Genomic DNA, 18,385 nt, shown 5'->3' on the forward strand with positions numbered 1-18,385 from the left:
TCTTTGCCCTTATTGAACGAGCATGCCTCATATCAGACGCTTCAGTTTACGCAATCACCTCGGGGCACAACGCGTGTAGAGACAAAAAAAGGGCGGCATCCGCCGCCCTCTTCCCTTTGGCTCAGCGCCTTGGGTCAGTCTTTGCGCAATTTGCGACGGCGTGCGACCAGGCCAAAGCCACCAAGACCGGCAAGCATCAGCGGCAGCGCCGCGGGCACCGGGACCGCCGTCATACCATCATCGAAGACCAACCGATCAACCGCACCCGACCCTTCAAAGAGGATCGAGAAGGAGTCGTTTTGCTGAAGAAACGGTGATTGAGTCGCAAAGGTAAGCTGTGCCGCTTCGCTGTCCGCAAGACCGGCGATCAAACCCAAGACGAAGTCACCTTCGCTGCTGGTGCTTGAAGAAAAAGTGAAACGCCCGTCATCGATAGCAGAGGCGCCAAGCCAGGACAGCGGTCCACCCGACAACAGAGTGAATGTGATGGACCCCGTATTGGCCCTGTCATTGGCAAGATCACCATCCGCGTCGCTATCGCGTTGACGGATCAGAACGTTGCCGCTCACGCCATTTGAACTGCTTCCGGCCACACCGCCCGGTACGATGTCTTCATCGTTCCCACAGTCGCTCGTCGCATTCGAACCGACAGGACAGTTCGTGTCAAAGATGTTCGCACCCTCGGTGCTTCCACCCGACCAAGAGATACCAAATGTTCGACCAGCAAACTCATAAGACGTCCACGCGCCACCATTGCCAAGGTTCGCTTCGAGGTCTTCAAAGTCCATAACGAGGGATGCGGCATTTGCTGTCTGCGCACCCGTAATTGCAAAAACCGCGACCGCAGCCGCCTTAAAAAATCCGTTCATCCCCAACTCCTCTAGAATCACTCGAAAACCACATCGGCCAAAATTGACCAGTCACCCAGCTTCGGCGAATTTTTGCCACATTTTAACAAAGATTAACAGAGTCGAGCGACCTCAAGATGAGAACAATTTGTAGTATTTTTGGAAACAACCCTTTTAAACAACACGTTAGGCGGGAATTAACTCTCCCTCCCGGATCTCAAGAAGAGGTACAACGGCAGGCCGCAGCTTACGCCGATGCAAAAAGTAGCCGGAATCGCCAGCAGGTCCAACCAGCGGCGGCGACTGATGGCCTCCCAAAGCACCCATATCGTCAGGGTCGCAGCTGCGATCGTCAGATCCCACACCAACCCGCTTGATGCCGCATTCGCGTGCCAGGCATTGACCATAGCCATCAGGTCATAGCCGTTTTCGTTAAACCATTGCAGGAAATAACTCATCGGGTGGATCGTGCCCCAGATCGCCAGCGCAAGCCAGACAAGGCGCAAAGGGGTCACCCTATTGGTCCTTTACATAGCCGATGATCGCCGTGCCGGAGAGGCGGATGCTTGCGTTGTTGTCTTGGGGTTCCGAGGCCGCAGGTTTCGCCCCTTGATTATGAGAGCCGGTACAAGCCGCCAAGGCAAAGACACATCCCAGAATTGCAGCCCAGCGCATCACAGCCCTAACCAGACTGAGATCGGGCCTTTACCGACGCCAACAGAGGCGCTGGGATAGATGCCGTTTTGATTGATGGTCACACCTCCGTTAACCTGCGGGGTGACCGGCTCGCCATCGGCCCCGCAAGCCGCAAGCGCCGTACACAGCAACAAAAGCGTCAGGCGGGTCATGCGATCTTCTCCTTCCAGCGGGCGATCTGAATACGCACCTGCTCCGGTGCGGTACCTCCATAAGAGGTACGGCTATTGACGGAATTTTCAACCCCGAGCACATCGAAGACCTCGACCGTAATCCCGGCATGTACCGATGCCATATCGTCGAGAGTCAGGTCCGGCAAATCGCAGCCCTTGCTTTCGGCCATGGCGACAAGGCTGCCGGTGATGTGATGCGCATCGCGGAACGGCAGGCCGAGGACGCGTACCAGCCAATCGGCCAGATCGGTTGCCGTAGAAAAGCCCGATCCGGCAGCGGCAGCGAGGCTGTCGCGATTGGCGGTCATGTCGGATACCATGCCGGTCATCGCCGCCAGCGACAGCATCAGGTTGTCGGCAGCGTCAAAGACCTGCTCCTTATCTTCCTGCATGTCCTTGGAATAGGTCAGCGGTAGTCCTTTCATCACCATCATCAGCGCAGTATTGGCGCCGAAAATACGCCCGACCTTGGCGCGGATCAGCTCGGCGGCATCAGGGTTCTTTTTTTGCGGCATGATGGAGGAGCCGGTGGAAAACCGGTCACTCAGGGTCACAAAGCGGAATTGCGCCGAGGACCAGATCACCAGTTCTTCGGCAAAGCGGCTCAGGTGAACCGCGCAAATGCTCGCGGCTCCCAGAAACTCCAAGGCGAAATCCCGGTCACTGACGGCATCCAGCGAGTTTGCCGCAGGGCTATCAAACCCAAGCGCCTCTGCCGTCATGTCACGGTCGATCGGAAAGGAAGTTCCCGCCAGCGCGGCAGCCCCCAGAGGTGAGGTGTTCATCCGCGCCCGCGCATCCCGCATGCGGCTCAGGTCGCGGCCAAACATCTCGACGTAGGCCATCATGTGGTGACCCCATGTGACCGGCTGCGCAGTCTGCAAATGGGTGAAACCAGGCATGACCCACTCCGCGCCCGCCTCGGCCTGCGCCAGCAGCGCCGTGATCAACGCAATCAAACCGCCTTCGGCGGCATCCAACTGGTCACGCACCCAAAGCTTGAAATCGGTTGCCACCTGATCGTTGCGGCTGCGCCCGGTGTGCAACCGCCCGGCAGGTTCGCCGATGATCTCTTTCAAACGCGCTTCGACATTCATGTGGATGTCTTCAAGTGCTGTGGAAAACTGAAACGTACCGGCCTCGATTTCTGACAAGACTGTGAGCAGGCCTTCCCGAATGGCCTCAACATCGCTAGCTTCCAAAATGCCGGTTGCCCCGAGCATCGCGGCATGCGCACGTGAGCCCGCAATGTCCTGTGCTGCCATACGTTTGTCGAAGCCAATGGAGGCGTTGATCGCCTCCATGATCGCATCCGGACCGGCAGCAAAACGACCGCCCCACATCTGGTTCGAGGTGTTGGCGGCACTGGAAGCGGGTGTGTCTGTCATCGGTCTGAACCCTTCGGAGGGGAAATGAAAAGAATATTTGCTGCGCTCGTTTATACGGCCCTTGGCGCAGGCGCAATCTTGGCTCCGGTGATGGCGCAGGCGGATCTGGCCGACGCTGCGCTTTTGCGCGACGGCGATATGAAAAAACTGGTCTTTCATGAGGTCCCCGAGGCGACATCAGATGCCGCGTATCAGTTGGCTGATGGCGCGGGCGAAGAGACTCTGGAGGCCTACAAGGGCAAGTACATCCTGCTGAATTTCTGGGCCACATGGTGCGCGCCCTGCCGCAAGGAAATGCCGCAGCTCTCAGAGTTGCAGGCAGAATTTGGTGGCGAGGACTTCGAGGTGGTCACTATCGCAACTGGTCGGAATTCCCCCGAAGGCATCAAAAAATTCTTTGCGGAAATCGGTGTCGACAACCTGCCGCGCCATCAAGACCCGCGCCAGTCGCTGGCCAGCCAGATGGGCATCTTTGGATTGCCAATTACCGTGCTGATTGACCGCGAAGGCCGCGAAGTCGCCCGCCTCCGTGGTGATGCCGACTGGTCCAGTGACAGCGCCAAGGCGGTGATCGCAGCGGTGCTTGCTGCAGACAGCTAGGCCTTTTCAGGCGGCGTGCTGCAGTATTGCCGCTTCTGATGTGGTGAGGTTGCGTCGCACGTATCCGCCGTAGGTATGCGGATCAAAGGCCAAATCGGGATGACAGGCCAGCAGCCGCGCCTTGTCCGAGCTTTCCAGGGTATGAAACGCGGCATTAGCCGGATGGAAGCTTTCCGTCGCTACGCCATTGGCCCAAACCACATTGTGGGAGGGCAGCAGCAGATGGATATAGGTCACATCGCGCACATGCAGGTCAGTTGAGATGAGCTGCCCGTCGATCAGGTCCTTGGCTGCAACCAGGACTTCAGGCGTGTTGAACAGATCATCTGCAACGGCACCCGTGATCAACATCCGATGCTCCGGCGATACCAACAGTTCCTGATCGGGCCGCTCTACACCCAATGCGCCCGTGCGTATGCGTACAGGGCGCAGTCGCGGCATTGCGAACAACCGCGCGCCGGTCATGCGTCGACTGCCGATCCACTCTATGGGCTGCGGGCCGTTGTCCTTTGTCAGAATGTGATCACCGACCCGCAAATCTTCCACCAATTGCGGACCAGCGGGCGTGGTGATGCGCGTACCTTCGGTGAAACAGATGACACCCCCGCTATCGGCTTCACGCCCGAAAGCCGGTTTCACCCCAAGCGTGTGGTGCACAATCCACAAATCCGTACCCCGTGGCGGGAGTTCATCCAGAAACATCAGCAAGGGCTGCGCGCCCCGTCCGATGTTGATCACCGTCACGGTGTAACTCTGTGCGCCGTCGGTGACGACAAAACTGCTATCGGCAAGCTTGCTGGTATCGGTATCCCGCGTGGGATCATCCACCGGGTTCGCCTCCAGAGCGGCGCCAACCAGCCTATGCACCATCTTGGCTGCGCGCCTGCGCAATGTTTGAGATCCGTCTGCCCGGTCCAGCCGTAGTACGCTGGATGGACCGTCCACCTGCACCGCATCCCCCCGCCACGCCCAGGCTGCACCTACACTCAAGGATTGTACCGGTGCTGCCTCTAGACCATCGACTTCTGTTTGCGACCAGGAGATGACGAACGTGCCTCGAAAGCCCGTTTTCATTTGCCTGTCTGCCTGCCTTTTTATTCTTGCGAATTTGGTACCAAGCAGACGACGGCCTGTGAACAATAATTTTTACGAGATTCCAGAGTGTTGCAATTCGATCTCCATTGAAAACATCCACAGGTAGTTCAATTACACATACCGCTCTCAATGCGGGAATTCTCCACCTCAACGCCTCTCATTTCAGCATTTTGTGGCAAGCACGGACAGGTCCCGCGCAACCAGCCCATTCATTTCAGTGTCCGCGCCCATTGGATCGGACGACCACGCATACCGTTCTCACCTACGAGCAATTCATGCGGGCGCTTTCATTCAAGGCGCCGGAATAGAGCAGGAGAAAACGGATGAAGCGAAGGGCAGTTGCAATTCCAATAGTTAAAATCACCGCGTGGGGGAGCGTTTTCTTCCACCACATCGTGCATGTACTTGAGATGCCTTTTCACAGACGACAGCGATCTGCTGCGGCATGCAATGGGGTGGGATCGCCCAGCCGCGCTATTCCACTGCGCGGTGATCTAATGCCCCTCTCTCTGGCCGACAAATAGGCGCATATCGATGTGTGTCGATGGCGGTTGAAAAGTTAATGCGCATTGGAAACCCAGCCTCGCCAGCCCTCTCCCCTGTGAGGCGGCGCAGCCAATCACAGTCACGATTTGCTGGCGCAACTATGCGTAAAAGCAAAAGGTCAGGTTCAGAAAAATGGTAGTGTGTACAACGCTGACATCCGCATCACGGGCATCCGACAAGACAACGGATTTGTGTGACGCCCTATGGGACTTTGGAGTTAACATACGGGCATCCACGATCTTGGTCCGTCGCATTGAAGATGAGCACCTATGGATCAGTAATCCGGAGCGCGCCAGGCAGGCATTTGTTCCGGCGGCAACATCGGATATCCCGCATACTCTTGTTGCCTTGGAAACAGGGATAGCCGCACCTGATACCGCTGTTTCATGGGATGGCGTGACAGGGTTTGTCGACGCCTGGAACAGAGATCAGACCCTGAAAGCAGCATTCAAGAGTTCTTCGGTCCGGGTGTATCAGGACATCGTGAGATCAGTTGGTCATGCAGAAATGACATGGTGGTTGAGAAAACTGAGCTACGGGAACCAGCTGACCGGAACCCCCTCGGACCTAACGACCTACTGGTTGCGTGGTCCGCTGGAAGTCTCAGCCCTTGAGCAGATCGCATTCCTGTCACGGCTTGTTTCGGGCGACCTCCCTTTGTCCCCGCGCACGTTGGCACATGCCAAGGAGGTGATGCTCGCAGAGAGCAGACCTGGCTGCAAAGTCTTTGCCAAAACGGGGTGGGGTCTGCGCGGCAGGGTTCCTGATATCGGTTGGTACGTCGGCTGGATTGAACGCGAAAGGCCCAAAACTGAAACCTACGTCTTCGCCTTCAACCTGGACATGATCAGTCAGACGGATTGGCGCAAGCGGGAAGAGACTGTGCAACACGTCCTGACAAAGATTGGGGCACTTCCAAAAAAGTCGTGGCGCTAGCCAGTCAGCGGCACATCAGACATCCAACAAAAATCATCAAACACATCATTGGAACACCACTATGAAAAACAGCAATATGCTGATTGCACAAGTATGTGCCGTCTTTGGTTTCACTTCGGCAGCCATGGCGGAAGGCAATTGGACCATCGGTTTTGGCCTCGGCACGGAAACGGAATTGTATCAAGACGATGACACCAGTCTCAGCGGGTTTCCCTTTATCGCCTATGATACGGAGACGTTTCACATCGGATTTGACGGCCTGGCCTACAAGGTGGTCAATACCAGCAGATTTGGCTTCAATCTGAACCTTAGCCCGCGGGGAGGACCGGATTTTCCAGATACAGCTCTCTTTCAAGGGCTGGATCGCGATACGGCAATCGAAATCGGGTTTTCGGCCCGCCAAACCTTTGCAAATGATGTATACGTGCAGGCAGCGTTTCTGCACGATGTGTCATCAGCCCATGAGGGCTACGAAGCGCAAGCGCACCTCGGCACAAGCTTCTCTTCAGGATCGGTCAATTTCGATGCGTCCGTGGGCGTGAGATACCGCAACGACGACATGAATGCCTACCTCGTCGGCGTGTCCGGCGCCGAAGCCAACGGGTCACGCAGTGCCTACACGCCTGGATCGACGCTGAGCCCCCTCGCCCAGTTTTCGGCAACCGTTCCGGTCTCGGATCGGGCGGCAGTCGTCGGCTCGCTGTCATATGAAAGATTTGGCGGTTCGTATGACAACAGCCCGTTGACGAAGAAGGGCAGCCAGGCGTCGGCCGGCGTCGCGATCATCTATAAGTTCTGACGTCAATGGCGCGGGGCGGCATGGCTTGCACGGCTGCCTCGTGCTGTTTCATACTCCTTGGAGCGGTAAAGGACCCTCCCACTTGCCCTTTTTGCGTGAGCGGAGCCCGGTTTGCGAAGGCCCGCATCATGCTCAATCAAGTCTTTCGCCATGGAGTTTCGGCCGGTTGGCTGTACTCACCGCGCACAACCGGCCGACATTGATCAAGACGTCATAGGAGCGCCAGCCTGTTCACAATACGCACCCGACCGAACAGCGCCGTACGCGATCAGCGAATAGCCAAGCAGTTCAAGACCTTCCTGCACAACCGTTTTGAAGGAGGTGTCGTATCCCTCGCCCATAACCGGTTGCCACAGTGAGCCTGTTCCAAAAAGGCGACTGAACACCAACAACACCAAGAGACCGATGAAGATGAAAGTCGTTTCGCGAGTTTCGAAGTGATGCATAAACGGCTCCTTAATGCTGTCTCTCCAGAAATAGGCTGAAAAGCCGCCAAGCAGTGCAACGACCGCTGCAGGAATAATCCAGAAGCCATGCTGAACATGATCGAGCATCCCATCGTTCTCTCTAATGAACATGCAGGCGAACAGTGTCGCACCGATAACCAGATACCCGCGTGATCTGGTCTCCCGCCGAGCGCGCATCGCGAAAACAAGCGCTGAAAAGATGACAAGCGCGCCTTGAAAAAACTCTGTCATGGAGTTCTCACGCAGGGTGTTTCCCAGTAGCCTCACGTCGATCTGGATAACGAGGACAACTGCGACGACCAGCGCCACCGGCGCAAGGAACTCCGTTAGCAGGAAAAAGGGCGACCGCGTTTCGATGCTTTCACTAGCGTTGAACGTGGTGGGGACCGACGTGTTGATTGTATTCACTTCTACTGCTCCGGTTCTTATGATTTGCTTGAGTTCGGACACCCGAACCGGAGAAAGCATTCGCACCCATAGGGAATGCAGTCGTCCGCCCGTGTCGGTAAAAACAATTCGCGAACGCCCCACAGACGGCAGCAATTCTGACGGAAAACACCGACAAGAGGAGCGCTGTAATCCTGCCTTGCAGCCACTCTGACCGACGCCAGCCTGGTTCTTGCCTGTACGCGAAAACCATTTACAGGGTGAGCAGCGCCCGTACGACCGATATGAAGCTTTTACCTGTCAGAGGTCCAACGCATGTCCAGTGAAGAGTTACTCTATTTCGGCTTTTGCAGCTTCCTGCTGGGAGTGTCGCTCTTTTGCGCGAACGTTCTGCTGTTAAAAAAACAGCACCGACAGATCTATTGGCCGCTTGGCTTGTTCTTTGTCGCCGAAGCTGCATCCTCCGCTCCAACAATTCTGAATACGATTGGGACAGGGCATGGCTTCGATGGTCTGATCAAATTCCTGCTTCCGCTCAACTTGCCGTTTTCGATGATGTTGGCCCCCTTGTTCTGGCTCTATGTGCGTGGGCTCACAACCGAAGGCAGCTTTTCCGATCTCAGGTACAAGGTTTTGCATGCCATACCCGCCATCTACGGTGCATGCGTCGCAGTCTTGTTCCTGATCCTGCCAAACAGCATCTACGAAGCATTGGAGGCCGAGGAGACGACGGATCACGCCCTGGTCTCGGTGATCATCTTTGCGATATGGGCGCTTACGATCCTCTTTTATTGCCAGGTTGGCTTTTATCTTGTCCTGATTATCCGGTTGCTCACCTCTTACAACACACGTCTGAAAGACCTGTTTTCCAGCACAGAGCACAGGGAACTCTATTGGGTCTGGTGGATTAGCATCGTTTGTGCCTGCTTTCTGATTTTCAATGTAGCAAACGTCATCGTGCAACTGTTCGGCGTACATCTCTTGCCGACCAGTGTTCTGGAGCAACCGCTTGTCGACGTGTTGGTCAATACTGCTGTTATCTGGGTTCTGGCACTTTGGGGGTTCCGACAGAAACCCGGTCTGGTCCGCGAAACCACATCCGATACACGCGATGAAAAACCATCGGTCGTGCTTGGGCAAAAATACGAACGATCCGCCCTTTCCGACGAACAGGCGCAGCGACTGGCCCGCAAGATCAGAGCGGCAATGCAGAATAGCCTGTTGTACCGCGACCCCAATCTGTCTCTTTGGGACCTGTCCAAGCACATCGGGGTTACGTCGAACTATCTGTCGCAGACATTGAACGAAACCATCGGCAGCAATTTCTTTGACTATGTGAACCGTTGGCGCATCGAAGACGCCGTCGAGCGAATAGAGAATTCCGAAGAAACCGTTCTGGCCATAGCCTATGATGTCGGCTTCAACTCGAAATCGTCTTTCTACAAGGCATTCAAGAAACATGTGGGTATGACACCGTCAGCCCTGAGACGTTCGCGTACCAGCAACGAAAATGTCGTAGTAAAGATCACGTAGGGACACGGGCTGGCATTGTAGGCGATCGGACAGGTATTTCACCTAATCAAGACGGGGCATTCTGTGGGTTGATGCCACCTGATATCGAGCGACTGCGGCGGGTGAACAACGCAGCCCGCTCTCTGTCCGATCGTTAGAGAATAGCACCCGCATGCGCGGATACGTTTCTGGCAAATGTCGGACTTCCAGTGCCGCATCTCTGATCTGAGCTTTGATATCCAGCATAAAGCTCCGACGCATAGGCGAGGCTCATCCGGGTGAAGCCATTCCTGCTCATAAGACAATTGAGGACAAGAAGGCCTGTGCGTCGTTGTTGAAATCCGAGTTCGACGACCCACGCGCGATTTTGGTGGATGGCCTGGAAGGTGCCGCACATATGGCCTAACTCCTGGCCAAAAGCGACCAGATCAGTGGCTTGGTTGCGTCAATGGCCGCTTTTGCAGTGCAATAGGTCCAACTGTGTAGAAGATACCTTGTCGAAAAAATCTTTTCGAATGCTAGCAAACAGGCGTGTTTAGGGCGACGCTGTGTTGCGTTCGAAGTGTGGTGTTATGGGTCGAGACTAGACCAGCTAAAAGGCCTTAGAATTCATCGAATTCTGGAACATTGCCAAGCCTTACAAGGAAACTTGGTGATCCGACTTCGCCGCTGTTCGGGTCTTCGCTGACCGTGTAGGCATCGGCACCCGCGCACGTTTCGGATCGGACTTCTCTTTCCGCTCTGTTTTGCGCTTCCGACGCTGTCGTATGCTCAAATTGCTTGTCAATTTTCAGAGTTACTTGACCATCGCGCTCTGCTGTCTTCTCAACATATGTCTGGCAGATGTAGTGAACCTTTACTGAGCTCTTGTCTGAATCTGTCATAGATGCTTCCTCGGAAAGAGTGGGAACGGTTGCGAAGGTCGGGAGAGACGTGAGACGGAAACGTATTTGTCTGCTTCTCGCATAACCAGATTATGAAGTGCCAGGTTTGGTGGCAAACAGAAACCACGGGATCAGTGGTGGTATCATCCCTTTTTGACGGCTTTGGATGCGTGTTTTTTCTTCGTTGCAGAGGCGGCGTCGGTAGGGGTGTTCGCTTCTCTCTCGAGCCGGGCAGTGCGAAGCCGGGCGATCTTAACTTGTCGTTGCTGTGCTTCTTCGTCGATTATTTCCCTGACGACACGCGTTGTCTTGTCCATCGCCGTTTCCGGTCGGGGATCAAGTGCTTTAAACAGGGTTGTTTTCGTCAGCTTGGGCAATGGTCAATCTCCTTAGGGGCTTCGAATTCACATGTTTGAGCCAGGTACTTCAAACCAACGCCAGGTCTTTGCTTGTACCTTGGATGTTTCGCGACCGCTTTGGGGACCGGTCCGAGAGCAGCTTTGTTTCGATGTCGGGTGCGGCCATGGCATGCATCAACGCGCTATAGTTTATCTGAAATCTCATCTCGGTTCCGACCGGTAGCGGTGAGCGGTTCGTGCAAATGACAAGATGATCGCTTGTTGCGCCGACAAATGAGTGTCCGGAAGGCATCGAAAGCCCCGAAACATCCGTGTCCTGATGCCCAATGGCGAGGAGCAGGCGTGTGGTGTACCCACTGTTCGGGACAAGGCGCAGTCTTACCAAAACCGGATCGACAGAGTTGGCGGGTGGAAATACCGGCTTTTTATCGGTCTCAATAACTTCAGCGACAAGTGTGAATGCATCCTTATAGAGGCCGCCTATCTGATCTCCTGACACCGGATCAACGCCTAGAAGTATGGCTTCCCCCAGCCTCAGATCGTTGATGCGACCAGTCGATTGCCCCCCGAGCGTCCAGGGCAAACTAGCGGAACCGCCACCAGATACCGTTTTAAGGAAAGGGCCACATGCCCCTTCGGTTTCCGTCGCCAGGTCGCAGAGGGCCGCCATTTTGCTAGCATTGGGGGCTATTCCACTGAGGCAGCCAAAGTTCGACCCGATACCTTTCAACGCAACACCAGGCATATTCATGACGTGCCGTGCAATTGTGGCCAAGTTCTCCGGCAGTATCCCTTCGCGCAGATCGCCCATCTCGACCATCAGGATAATCCAATGGGTCGTGTTTTCCCGGATCGCAGCGGCGGCCAAGGCTGCGATCACAACTGGCTCTGTATTGTAGCTTGCCTCGCAGAGTTTTACGACCTCATTGGCTTGGCTTAGCAGCGGTGTTCGGATCAAAGTAATCGGGCTTGTCAGACCGGCTGTGCGCAGCCTCCGCACGTTGCTGAGACGCGCATCTGCAAGACCCAGAGCGCCACCGTCCAGCATGGCCTGAGCGATGGCAGGATGTCCACACACGGCTTTGGTCACGCCAGTGACACTGATGCCACGCCTCTCCAGCCGCCCGACAACTGTCTGAGTATTGTGGCGTATCTTGCTCAGATCCACTTCTATGCGAGGAGTGCTCATACCGCAGCCACAGGTATTCCTCGATGCAAACCAGGATAGGCGGCAACGACCATGGCGAGCAAATGCGCTGCCGGTCGGCTTAACGCATCGGTCACAGGCAATCCAAGTTTTTGAGACTGTGCTGCAATAGTGTCGGTAATTTCGGCGTCAGTCATCCCTTCATGATTGACTGTGACGCCGATAACCTTCGTATCGGCAAACGCTTCGATAAGGGAAATCTCACTCGCAGGGGTGGGCATCGGCATATTCGGAAAATCGCAGCGATGGGCGCGTTTGGGCGCGTGTTGAAGGATGACCGCATCGGGTTGGCTGCCCCGCAATATAAAAGCGGAGGTGCAAAAGGCCGGGTGGCTTAGCGCGCCCTGACCCTCGATCAGGATCACGTCAGGCCGTTCACCGTCCGAGGCGGCAACAATCGCACCCTCAAGCTCGCCACAACAGAACTGCGGCGGCACGGCGTCCATTGCCACACCGTATTTTGCGCCCTGCATCAAACCGGTCTGGCCCGTGCCAACAAGTACCGTTTTGATGCCCTTTGCGTTCAGCGCACGTGCCAGCACTGTCGCTGTCGTCCGCTTGCCAATGGCGCAATCGGTCCCGAGAACCGCGATACGCAGAGCTTCCACCCCTGCTACGCTGCCATCAAACAGTCGCATGTCTTTGCTTTGCTTGGGTTTTCGTATGTCGCGAATGGTGACATCCCGTTGGGAAGCGGCGGTAGCGATTTCAGGGTCATCGCTCAAATATTCATGTAAACCACTGACGATGTTCATCCCGAGTGCTATGGCGTCCAGAACTACGCTTCGATCGGTCGGTGAGAGTCTCCCCGTCGAGGGTGCCATCCCGTAGATGAGCGTATCGGGGACCGACGCCTCATGGACGAGAGCCGCATTCAGATCATTGAAGACCGGTATTTGGTTCATGGCATTGTCAAGAACCAGCCCGCTGTCCTGCCCTCCATGGGCGCTGTCGATGACCGATAGGATCCGGTAGGCTTCTGAATGACGCACGAGGCCGTTTGCCGTCTTGCCATCAATTTTGGCGAAATTGCCCTCGCAGTAGACAATGGCACTGGGGGGGATGACCGGCTGCGCTACGGTATTAGATTGCGTGCTTTCGTTTTGAGCTGATGGGGACGCTTGCACGCCGCTGACAGTCCGTTGGATGGTATCCACCGTCTTGAGGTCGGGTTCCATGTTTAGGGTCCTTTAGGATGACCGGCACAAAAGACATCACTGCCATGGGTGCCGCGATTTGAAGCCGGAGTGTCGTGGTCCTGCTCGGTGAGTGTTCAGTTGTCGAGCACGCACAAGTCTTTTGATTTTTGGAAGTTCTTGTTGCATACCCAACGGTTTCCGGACCTGTCGAGATGGGCGTTTGCGGGAACCTCTATAGCTATGCACCTATCATCAGATGCGGCATATCCCCGTTCGCATTTCCACCCCTGGCCGTACGTCGCATCATCGAAGTAGGCATGCTCGGGGACCACAACGGCTGCGCACAGATCATCCTGTTCAAAATAACCCCGTTCACATGTCCAAGGCTGGCCATAGCTTGATGTATTCAGGTAGGCGTTGAGCGGAACCGCAATGGCGGTACATGTGTCTCCGTCGGCCCGAAACCCGCGCGCGCACACCCATTCGGACCCGTAAGACGTATCCGCCAGATAGGCGTTCGCGGGCAGGGCAATCTCCTGACAGGTATCGTCGACTTTGAGAAATCCGCGCAGGCAATGCCAGCGTTCGCCTGAGGGGGCGAGAAACCCGCCCTCGGGGACAATCACTTCAACACAGGCGCCTTCATCGCTCCTGCTAAAGCCGTGGAAACACTCCCACCCGGGACCGTATCTGTGGTTGGTCTCATAAGCATTTTCCGGCACAATCACTGCCGCACAGGCATCGCCATTCAGTCTATACCCCTTATTGCATTGCCACCCATCCCCGTAGCTTTTTGCACTGGCGTTCTCGGGCATCAGCTGCCCGGTGGATTGGGCAAGTGCAGGCATTGCAAAGAGAAGCAAAGCAAAGATCGAGACAACAAATAACGCCATCGTCGTTTGAATGGCTGTCGACATACGTGTCCCGCAAGCTGCCTGCGGCAGTCGCAGTAGTAGGTCAGACCTATGATCCATCCAGCTCAAGCCCCGCGAGACAGGCCGCTGCGAGATCCCGGTTTGGCGTGTCGGAACCCGGTGGCGTCGCCCAGCCCGTATCCATCATAGCCTTGCGGCGGCTGAACCCAGAGGCCTCCTGAAGGACAACCAGTTTATCTGCGCTTTCCGGGTCAGCCGCCGACATATCCAGGCAGACTGGCACCATTGCCAGTGTCACTTCTTCGCCCGCAAGTTTCCGCGCCATGTCCTGAGCATTGCCGCTGGTTGTCCAGCCACCCCAGGTAAAGCCGAGGATAGAGACCGCAATCGCACCGGTTAATGCACCGTAAATACCTGGTTTCGTCCATTCTGGAAAAGTCATTTTACATCCCTTGACGGAGAAAGCGCCGCCTCGCTATTTTGTTTGTTTTTGTCCAGCCGTGATTTGCGTCAGGGCCATTTCTAAGTCGCGATGATTGTTAAAGCGCAATCGGCACCCGCCGGTGACCCGCGGATCGGCAGATGCGTTTAGGTCTTTCGCTCCGCCACCATGCTGTGACTTTGCGTAAATTCACCTCCCTCAAAGAACTCACAACTGCCCGGCGGCAAGTCATCGGGAGAACCGGTCACCACAAACGGATGGACAAATGTCACAGGTGATGTGGTTGTGCTCGATAACATCGGCAAACTTCTCAAACATCAGATCCCTATAACAGGACGCGACAGCTGAATTTTAATGGTGGAAGATTGTAGTCCGCTCTGGCAGAGCGATGGGCCTAGACCTCAGAAAACCACATCTCTTGGAAACTCTATGTAGTCTCTTGGCGTCGCAATTACAATGTTATCTGACCTGTCTCTGTCTCTACCAATACCTTTGAAAGGAATGAGAGTTAGAAATCCTTCACCCTTTGTATCGGCAAAACCGTCGCCAGTTACGTCACTTTGTTCGGTATGCTGCCCAGCAGATGACCTTCGCTGCATTCCAGAAAATCTGTAAGATGGGCTCTTCGCAAAAATCGCCGCGCTGTCCAAGAACGTCAGCTACTTGAAACAATGCCGTTCGCAGCGCCGAGCACGAATTCAATGGAGTGGATAAACACGGCCTTATGTATCAAACGCACCAACATTCCAGCTGAATCTCGCGCCCATGTGAATCACAATAGGGCATGGAACATACGATATTCGGATTGATCAAAAAACGCGGTGAGATAGCAGGCCAGCACAAGGCCGCCGTAAAGGCCGCAGACGCCCTAAAGGCCGATCTGGATGCCATAGACCGTACGCTGGTGCGATGTGGCTACGAGGACGATCCAAAGGGCATAGCGCCGCGCAGGAAGTACAAGCGGCTATTTGGGCGCAATGAGTTGAAGTTGACGATCATCAACATGCTGCGGGAGGCCCGGCGGATGATAAGACGATTACAGCGCAGATTACCGCCGCCAAGGTAGCGCGATATCCGTTTAGTGTAGTGCTCTAGGATATCGTCATCCTTCAAGGCGATACCTTCAACACCAGGCTCGTAAACAGTGTGCCATGGGCCGTGGGTTTCGTGCGTCATTTCTCGCAAATCCCAAGCGCGAAAACGCCAGTATGCAGCCCATACCTTGCGCAAGATTAACAATGCTTCTTCATCGTCACAGGGGATATTCGGAACTACGGTTTCCCAAGTATCGAGATCTAAGTCTTCCGAACGACCTACTATAGGCTCTTTTTTGAAGTGCTTAAATTCATGGTACAGTGATCGGACGACTGGGCCTTGCTGCTAAGCCTATACTGGTTCCCTGAACAACCTCTTACCGGTCAGTGCAAGGTGCCAGCCATAAGCTATATAAACCAGCTTAAGCAGTTTTAGTTGAGCCATAGGTATGGAATCGGCCTCAGCCGCGTCCAAAAAAAGTTGGCCACGTGCTGTGTGTGTACTTAGGCATCTGTTCAGCGCCCGCACTGCTCATTCTAATTTCTCCCTGTGCGCGCGAACTATGTAGCACTCTGTCAAGATGATAAATAGACTGACATACGAAAATTTGAACAAATAGAGAACACTCTTCTACGCCCTTGGTGCGTTTGATACATAAGGCCGGACAATATGCCGTTAAGGTCTTCTGAATGAACGACCGCTTTGCGAGGTTAGCTGTCACACCCATTGTGACGTCGCCATATCTCTTCGTTGTGCCCTTCAGGCACATTTGCGCAGGGGTCATTGGTGTAGCCACGTAAGTCGTTGTATTGTGCGACTTGCGAAGTACTAAGGACTTCTAACGTCTCAAGATGACACGCCAAATGCACGAGCCGCACGTAATCCTTGGCGGGCTCATCACCTTGTACATAGTGTGCCTCGCTTTCTGGGTCGGTGCTTTCGCGCCGTTCCTGCGTGCGACAAGACGCGACCCAACTTGCCTCAGCAGAATGGCCGAACGCGATGCGACGCCGCATCAGATCGGCGCATGGGGTGGACATGAATCCCTGAAAGAAATGGACGCATACACCAAGTCGGCAAGCAAGAAGCACATACTATCCGCGAACGAACCAGATACAGAAGTTGTTCAGGTCGCAAAATCCTGAACAAAAAGGAGCGTAAAAGTAATGTTTTTGATTGAAAGTTTTTTGAAGTGGCGGACCGAGGAGGATTCAATAAAAAAAGATCTCTTCCTGATTTTTATAATTTAATCAGTTACTTACGCTAGAACTTCAGCTTACAAGTATGCGGGATCAAAAAAGTGATTGCTACCATTTAGCAGAGTGCCTTCTGAATAGTCAGATTGGGCCGATCAAAATGACCTTCGAACCGTGGCGACCAACAAAGGCCTCTCTTCCTCGCCAAGTAGTAGCGATAACCGAGAATTATCTTGACGAAGTGCAGCGTAATCGTGCCAATTTTCAATGGCTCCAGATACCTCCGACAATTCTTTGAGTCGCTCGCCTCTGCCGTCCCAGAAGGCTACGAAATCATCTTGGTGGATGATGCCTCAACGGAGCCGGTTTTAGAACTTCTGCCAGATTGTAGAGTGCTGAATGATGCAACCCGGCTGCGCAATGATGTAAACCTCGGCTATTCCGGCGCCGTTAATCGTGCCTTCGAGTGCTCGACGGGCGAGATATCCATTCAGCTCAATACCGATCTGATCTTGCATCCCAACTGCGTCACGGTATTGGTCGAGAAGAAGGGATCGACATCAGGATAGTGTAGGCGCTCCTCGAGCATGCCAACCTCAAGACTACCGAAATCTATGTACGGATTTCAAACCATGCCCTGAAGCGAGCCCTGCAACAGACCGACATTCTCTGTGCTCTTTGGCGATAATGGGCGGAAACGACAATTCTGGGTTATAGTCCTGTCCGGCTTCAACGCAGTAGCGCTGGAGGATCCCCAGCCCGGAGGTGGAGACCCCCGTGTCCATCAGCGGCTCAAGCCGATCCGGGCGATGAAATCACGGTGGCTCTGAACCATCTCCGCGGTCTCGGAGGTCTTAGTCGCCCAGTCTTCCCAGGCCGCCTGCGCTGCAGCACGGAAGACTGCGCGGTCTTCGGGGGACCAGTCGTAGAGAGTCACACCTTGCTCCGGCAGGGCCGCAGCCGCCTCGCCGTTCTCGACAAGCGTGTCCATCATTAAATCCATCGCCATTGCCTTATGCGCCACCAAAATGATGCGCCGGTGCTCCTCGGGCATCGCCTCCCAGACATCTGTACGGCAGGCCAGGTGGTCCGACGACATCGAATGAAACCCCGGATACGTCGTATGCTTTGCAATGTCATAGAGCCCCAAGCCCACATTTACAGCCAGAGATGACGCGTCGGCGCCGTCGATGATGCCGGTTTCGAGCGCGGTGAAGATTTCAGTGAAATCCATCACCACGGGCGACGCGCCAAGGCCTGCAAAGATCTCCGTCTGCATGCCGGGGGGTGAACGGAACTTGAAGCCCTTCAAGTCTTCTGGTCCGGCCAGCCGTCTGGTCGAATTCAGCGATTCCTGCCCGCCGATGGCCGCCCCGATGAAGGTCATGCCCAATGGATTGTAGAGCGCGTTGATCCGTTCGCGACCGCCACCGACGTTGACCCAGGCCTGATACTGCAGCGGTGTGTCATAGCCGCCCATGGTATCGGCAACGAACTGGAACGCGGGGTTCTTGCCGGTCTGATAGCTGCCATTTGTCATGTCGCAGTCCAGAATGCCCGAGGCCACCGCATCGAAGGTCTCAACCGACTTCACGACGCTGGCCGAATAGAACATTTCGATCTGGATGTCGCCGCTGGACATGGCGCTGACATTCTCGACGAATTCCGCAATCACACGACCCGACGTGCTCTCGACCGATTGGTGGTTCTGAATGCGCAGCGTGGTTGTCTCGGCCACCGCAGCACCTGCGAGGCACAGCGCCGTGGTTGCCGCAAGAATACCTGTCTTCTGCATAGTCGT

General features: G+C 55.1%; 20 protein-coding genes and 1 pseudogene. 7 read left to right on the forward strand and 14 right to left on the reverse strand.

Annotated features, from left to right (window positions below):
* Positions 1–134: 134 nt before the first annotated feature.
* The 4 genes from Q1A52_RS00465 to argH all read right to left on the reverse strand — a co-directional run bounded on the left by Q1A52_RS00465 (position 135) and on the right by argH (position 3,105).
* Positions 135–869, reverse strand: a complete 735-nt coding sequence (locus tag Q1A52_RS00465) for a VPLPA-CTERM sorting domain-containing protein (protein WP_300009467.1) — start codon at positions 867–869, stop codon at positions 135–137.
* Between the two features lie 176 nt (positions 870–1,045).
* A complete protein-coding gene (locus Q1A52_RS00470; protein WP_300012105.1) occupies positions 1,046–1,354 on the reverse strand; it encodes a DUF2834 domain-containing protein in 309 nt (102 codons plus the stop codon).
* A gap of 168 nt (positions 1,355–1,522) precedes the next feature.
* Positions 1,523–1,696: a hypothetical protein gene (locus Q1A52_RS00475; RefSeq protein ID WP_299781179.1), complete on the reverse strand. Its 174-nt coding sequence runs from the start codon at positions 1,694–1,696 to the stop codon at positions 1,523–1,525.
* Positions 1,693–3,105, reverse strand: a complete 1,413-nt coding sequence (argH, locus tag Q1A52_RS00480; protein ID WP_300009470.1) for an argininosuccinate lyase — start codon at positions 3,103–3,105, stop codon at positions 1,693–1,695. Before argH ends, Q1A52_RS00475 begins: the two co-directional genes overlap by 4 nt.
* Positions 3,106–3,129: 24 nt before the next feature.
* Between argH and Q1A52_RS00485 the strand changes: the two genes are divergently transcribed.
* Positions 3,130–3,705, forward strand: a complete 576-nt coding sequence (locus tag Q1A52_RS00485; RefSeq protein ID WP_300009473.1) for a TlpA disulfide reductase family protein — start codon at positions 3,130–3,132, stop codon at positions 3,703–3,705.
* Between the two features lie 6 nt (positions 3,706–3,711).
* On the opposite strand, the gene Q1A52_RS00490 is transcribed toward Q1A52_RS00485, so the two are convergent.
* A complete protein-coding gene (locus Q1A52_RS00490) occupies positions 3,712–4,779 on the reverse strand; it encodes a Hint domain-containing protein (protein WP_300009476.1) in 1,068 nt (355 codons plus the stop codon).
* Between the two features lie 699 nt (positions 4,780–5,478).
* Here Q1A52_RS00490 and Q1A52_RS00495 point away from each other — a divergent pair.
* Positions 5,479–6,282, forward strand: coding sequence for a penicillin-binding transpeptidase domain-containing protein (locus tag Q1A52_RS00495; RefSeq protein WP_300009479.1), 804 nt, complete (start codon positions 5,479–5,481; stop codon positions 6,280–6,282).
* Positions 6,251–7,081 (forward strand): MipA/OmpV family protein, encoded by an 831-nt coding sequence (locus tag Q1A52_RS00500; protein ID WP_300009482.1) that lies wholly within the window; start codon positions 6,251–6,253, stop codon positions 7,079–7,081. Before Q1A52_RS00495 ends, Q1A52_RS00500 begins: the two co-directional genes overlap by 32 nt.
* Before the next feature lie 203 nt (positions 7,082–7,284).
* Here the strand turns inward: Q1A52_RS00500 and Q1A52_RS00505 are convergent, their stop codons facing one another.
* The gene (locus Q1A52_RS00505) at positions 7,285–7,998 is read right to left on the reverse strand and encodes a hypothetical protein (RefSeq protein WP_300009485.1); all 714 of its coding nucleotides are present in this window, start codon (positions 7,996–7,998) and stop codon (positions 7,285–7,287) included.
* A 252-nt stretch (positions 7,999–8,250) separates the two neighbouring features.
* Here Q1A52_RS00505 and Q1A52_RS00510 point away from each other — a divergent pair, with 252 nt between their 5' ends.
* Positions 8,251–9,468: an AraC family transcriptional regulator gene (locus Q1A52_RS00510; protein ID WP_300009488.1), complete on the forward strand. Its 1,218-nt coding sequence runs from the start codon at positions 8,251–8,253 to the stop codon at positions 9,466–9,468.
* 581 nt (positions 9,469–10,049) lie between these two features.
* Here Q1A52_RS00510 and Q1A52_RS00515 read toward each other — a convergent pair.
* The 6 genes from Q1A52_RS00515 to Q1A52_RS00540 all read right to left on the reverse strand — a co-directional run bounded on the left by Q1A52_RS00515 (position 10,050) and on the right by Q1A52_RS00540 (position 14,353).
* The gene (locus Q1A52_RS00515; protein ID WP_300009491.1) at positions 10,050–10,331 is read right to left on the reverse strand and encodes a hypothetical protein; all 282 of its coding nucleotides are present in this window, start codon (positions 10,329–10,331) and stop codon (positions 10,050–10,052) included.
* 143 nt (positions 10,332–10,474) lie between these two features.
* Complete coding sequence (locus Q1A52_RS00520; protein ID WP_300009494.1) at positions 10,475–10,708, reverse strand: hypothetical protein; 234 nt, start codon at positions 10,706–10,708, stop codon at positions 10,475–10,477.
* Between the two features lie 49 nt (positions 10,709–10,757).
* A complete protein-coding gene (locus tag Q1A52_RS00525; RefSeq protein WP_300009497.1) occupies positions 10,758–11,858 on the reverse strand; it encodes an alanine/ornithine racemase family PLP-dependent enzyme in 1,101 nt (366 codons plus the stop codon).
* Between the two features lie 17 nt (positions 11,859–11,875).
* A complete protein-coding gene (locus tag Q1A52_RS00530) occupies positions 11,876–13,075 on the reverse strand; it encodes a DUF1611 domain-containing protein (protein ID WP_300009500.1) in 1,200 nt (399 codons plus the stop codon).
* 95 nt (positions 13,076–13,170) lie between these two features.
* On the reverse strand, positions 13,171–13,929 hold the full coding sequence (locus tag Q1A52_RS00535) for a hypothetical protein (protein WP_300009503.1): 759 nt from the start codon (positions 13,927–13,929) through the stop codon (positions 13,171–13,173).
* A 70-nt stretch (positions 13,930–13,999) separates the two neighbouring features.
* Positions 14,000–14,353 carry a hypothetical protein gene (locus Q1A52_RS00540; protein WP_300009507.1) on the reverse strand — a complete coding sequence of 118 codons (354 nt, stop codon included), beginning with the start codon at positions 14,351–14,353 and terminating at the stop codon, positions 14,000–14,002.
* Between the two features lie 784 nt (positions 14,354–15,137).
* On the opposite strand from Q1A52_RS00540, the gene Q1A52_RS00545 reads away from it, so the two are divergent.
* Positions 15,138–15,419 carry a hypothetical protein gene (locus tag Q1A52_RS00545; protein WP_300009509.1) on the forward strand — a complete coding sequence of 94 codons (282 nt, stop codon included), beginning with the start codon at positions 15,138–15,140 and terminating at the stop codon, positions 15,417–15,419.
* 92 nt (positions 15,420–15,511) lie between these two features.
* On the opposite strand, the pseudogene Q1A52_RS22835 reads toward Q1A52_RS00545, so the two are convergent.
* Positions 15,512–15,718, reverse strand: a pseudogene (locus Q1A52_RS22835) (hypothetical protein); the annotation flags it as partial.
* Between the two features lie 659 nt (positions 15,719–16,377).
* On the opposite strand from Q1A52_RS22835, the gene Q1A52_RS00550 reads away from it, so the two are divergent.
* Together Q1A52_RS00550 and Q1A52_RS00555 are read left to right on the forward strand one after the other, a co-directional pair.
* Positions 16,378–16,533, forward strand: coding sequence for a hypothetical protein (locus Q1A52_RS00550; RefSeq protein ID WP_300009512.1), 156 nt, complete (start codon positions 16,378–16,380; stop codon positions 16,531–16,533).
* Between the two features lie 305 nt (positions 16,534–16,838).
* Positions 16,839–17,153: a glycosyltransferase family 2 protein gene (locus Q1A52_RS00555; RefSeq protein ID WP_300009515.1), complete on the forward strand. Its 315-nt coding sequence runs from the start codon at positions 16,839–16,841 to the stop codon at positions 17,151–17,153.
* Positions 17,154–17,368: 215 nt separating this feature from the next.
* Here Q1A52_RS00555 and Q1A52_RS00560 read toward each other — a convergent pair whose 3' ends face one another.
* On the reverse strand, positions 17,369–18,379 hold the full coding sequence (locus Q1A52_RS00560; RefSeq protein WP_300009518.1) for a TRAP transporter substrate-binding protein: 1,011 nt from the start codon (positions 18,377–18,379) through the stop codon (positions 17,369–17,371).
* Between the last annotated feature and the right edge of the window lie 6 nt (positions 18,380–18,385).

This window comes from uncultured Roseobacter sp. (assembly GCF_947488185.1).
GTDB lineage: Bacteria > Pseudomonadota > Alphaproteobacteria > Rhodobacterales > Rhodobacteraceae > Roseobacter.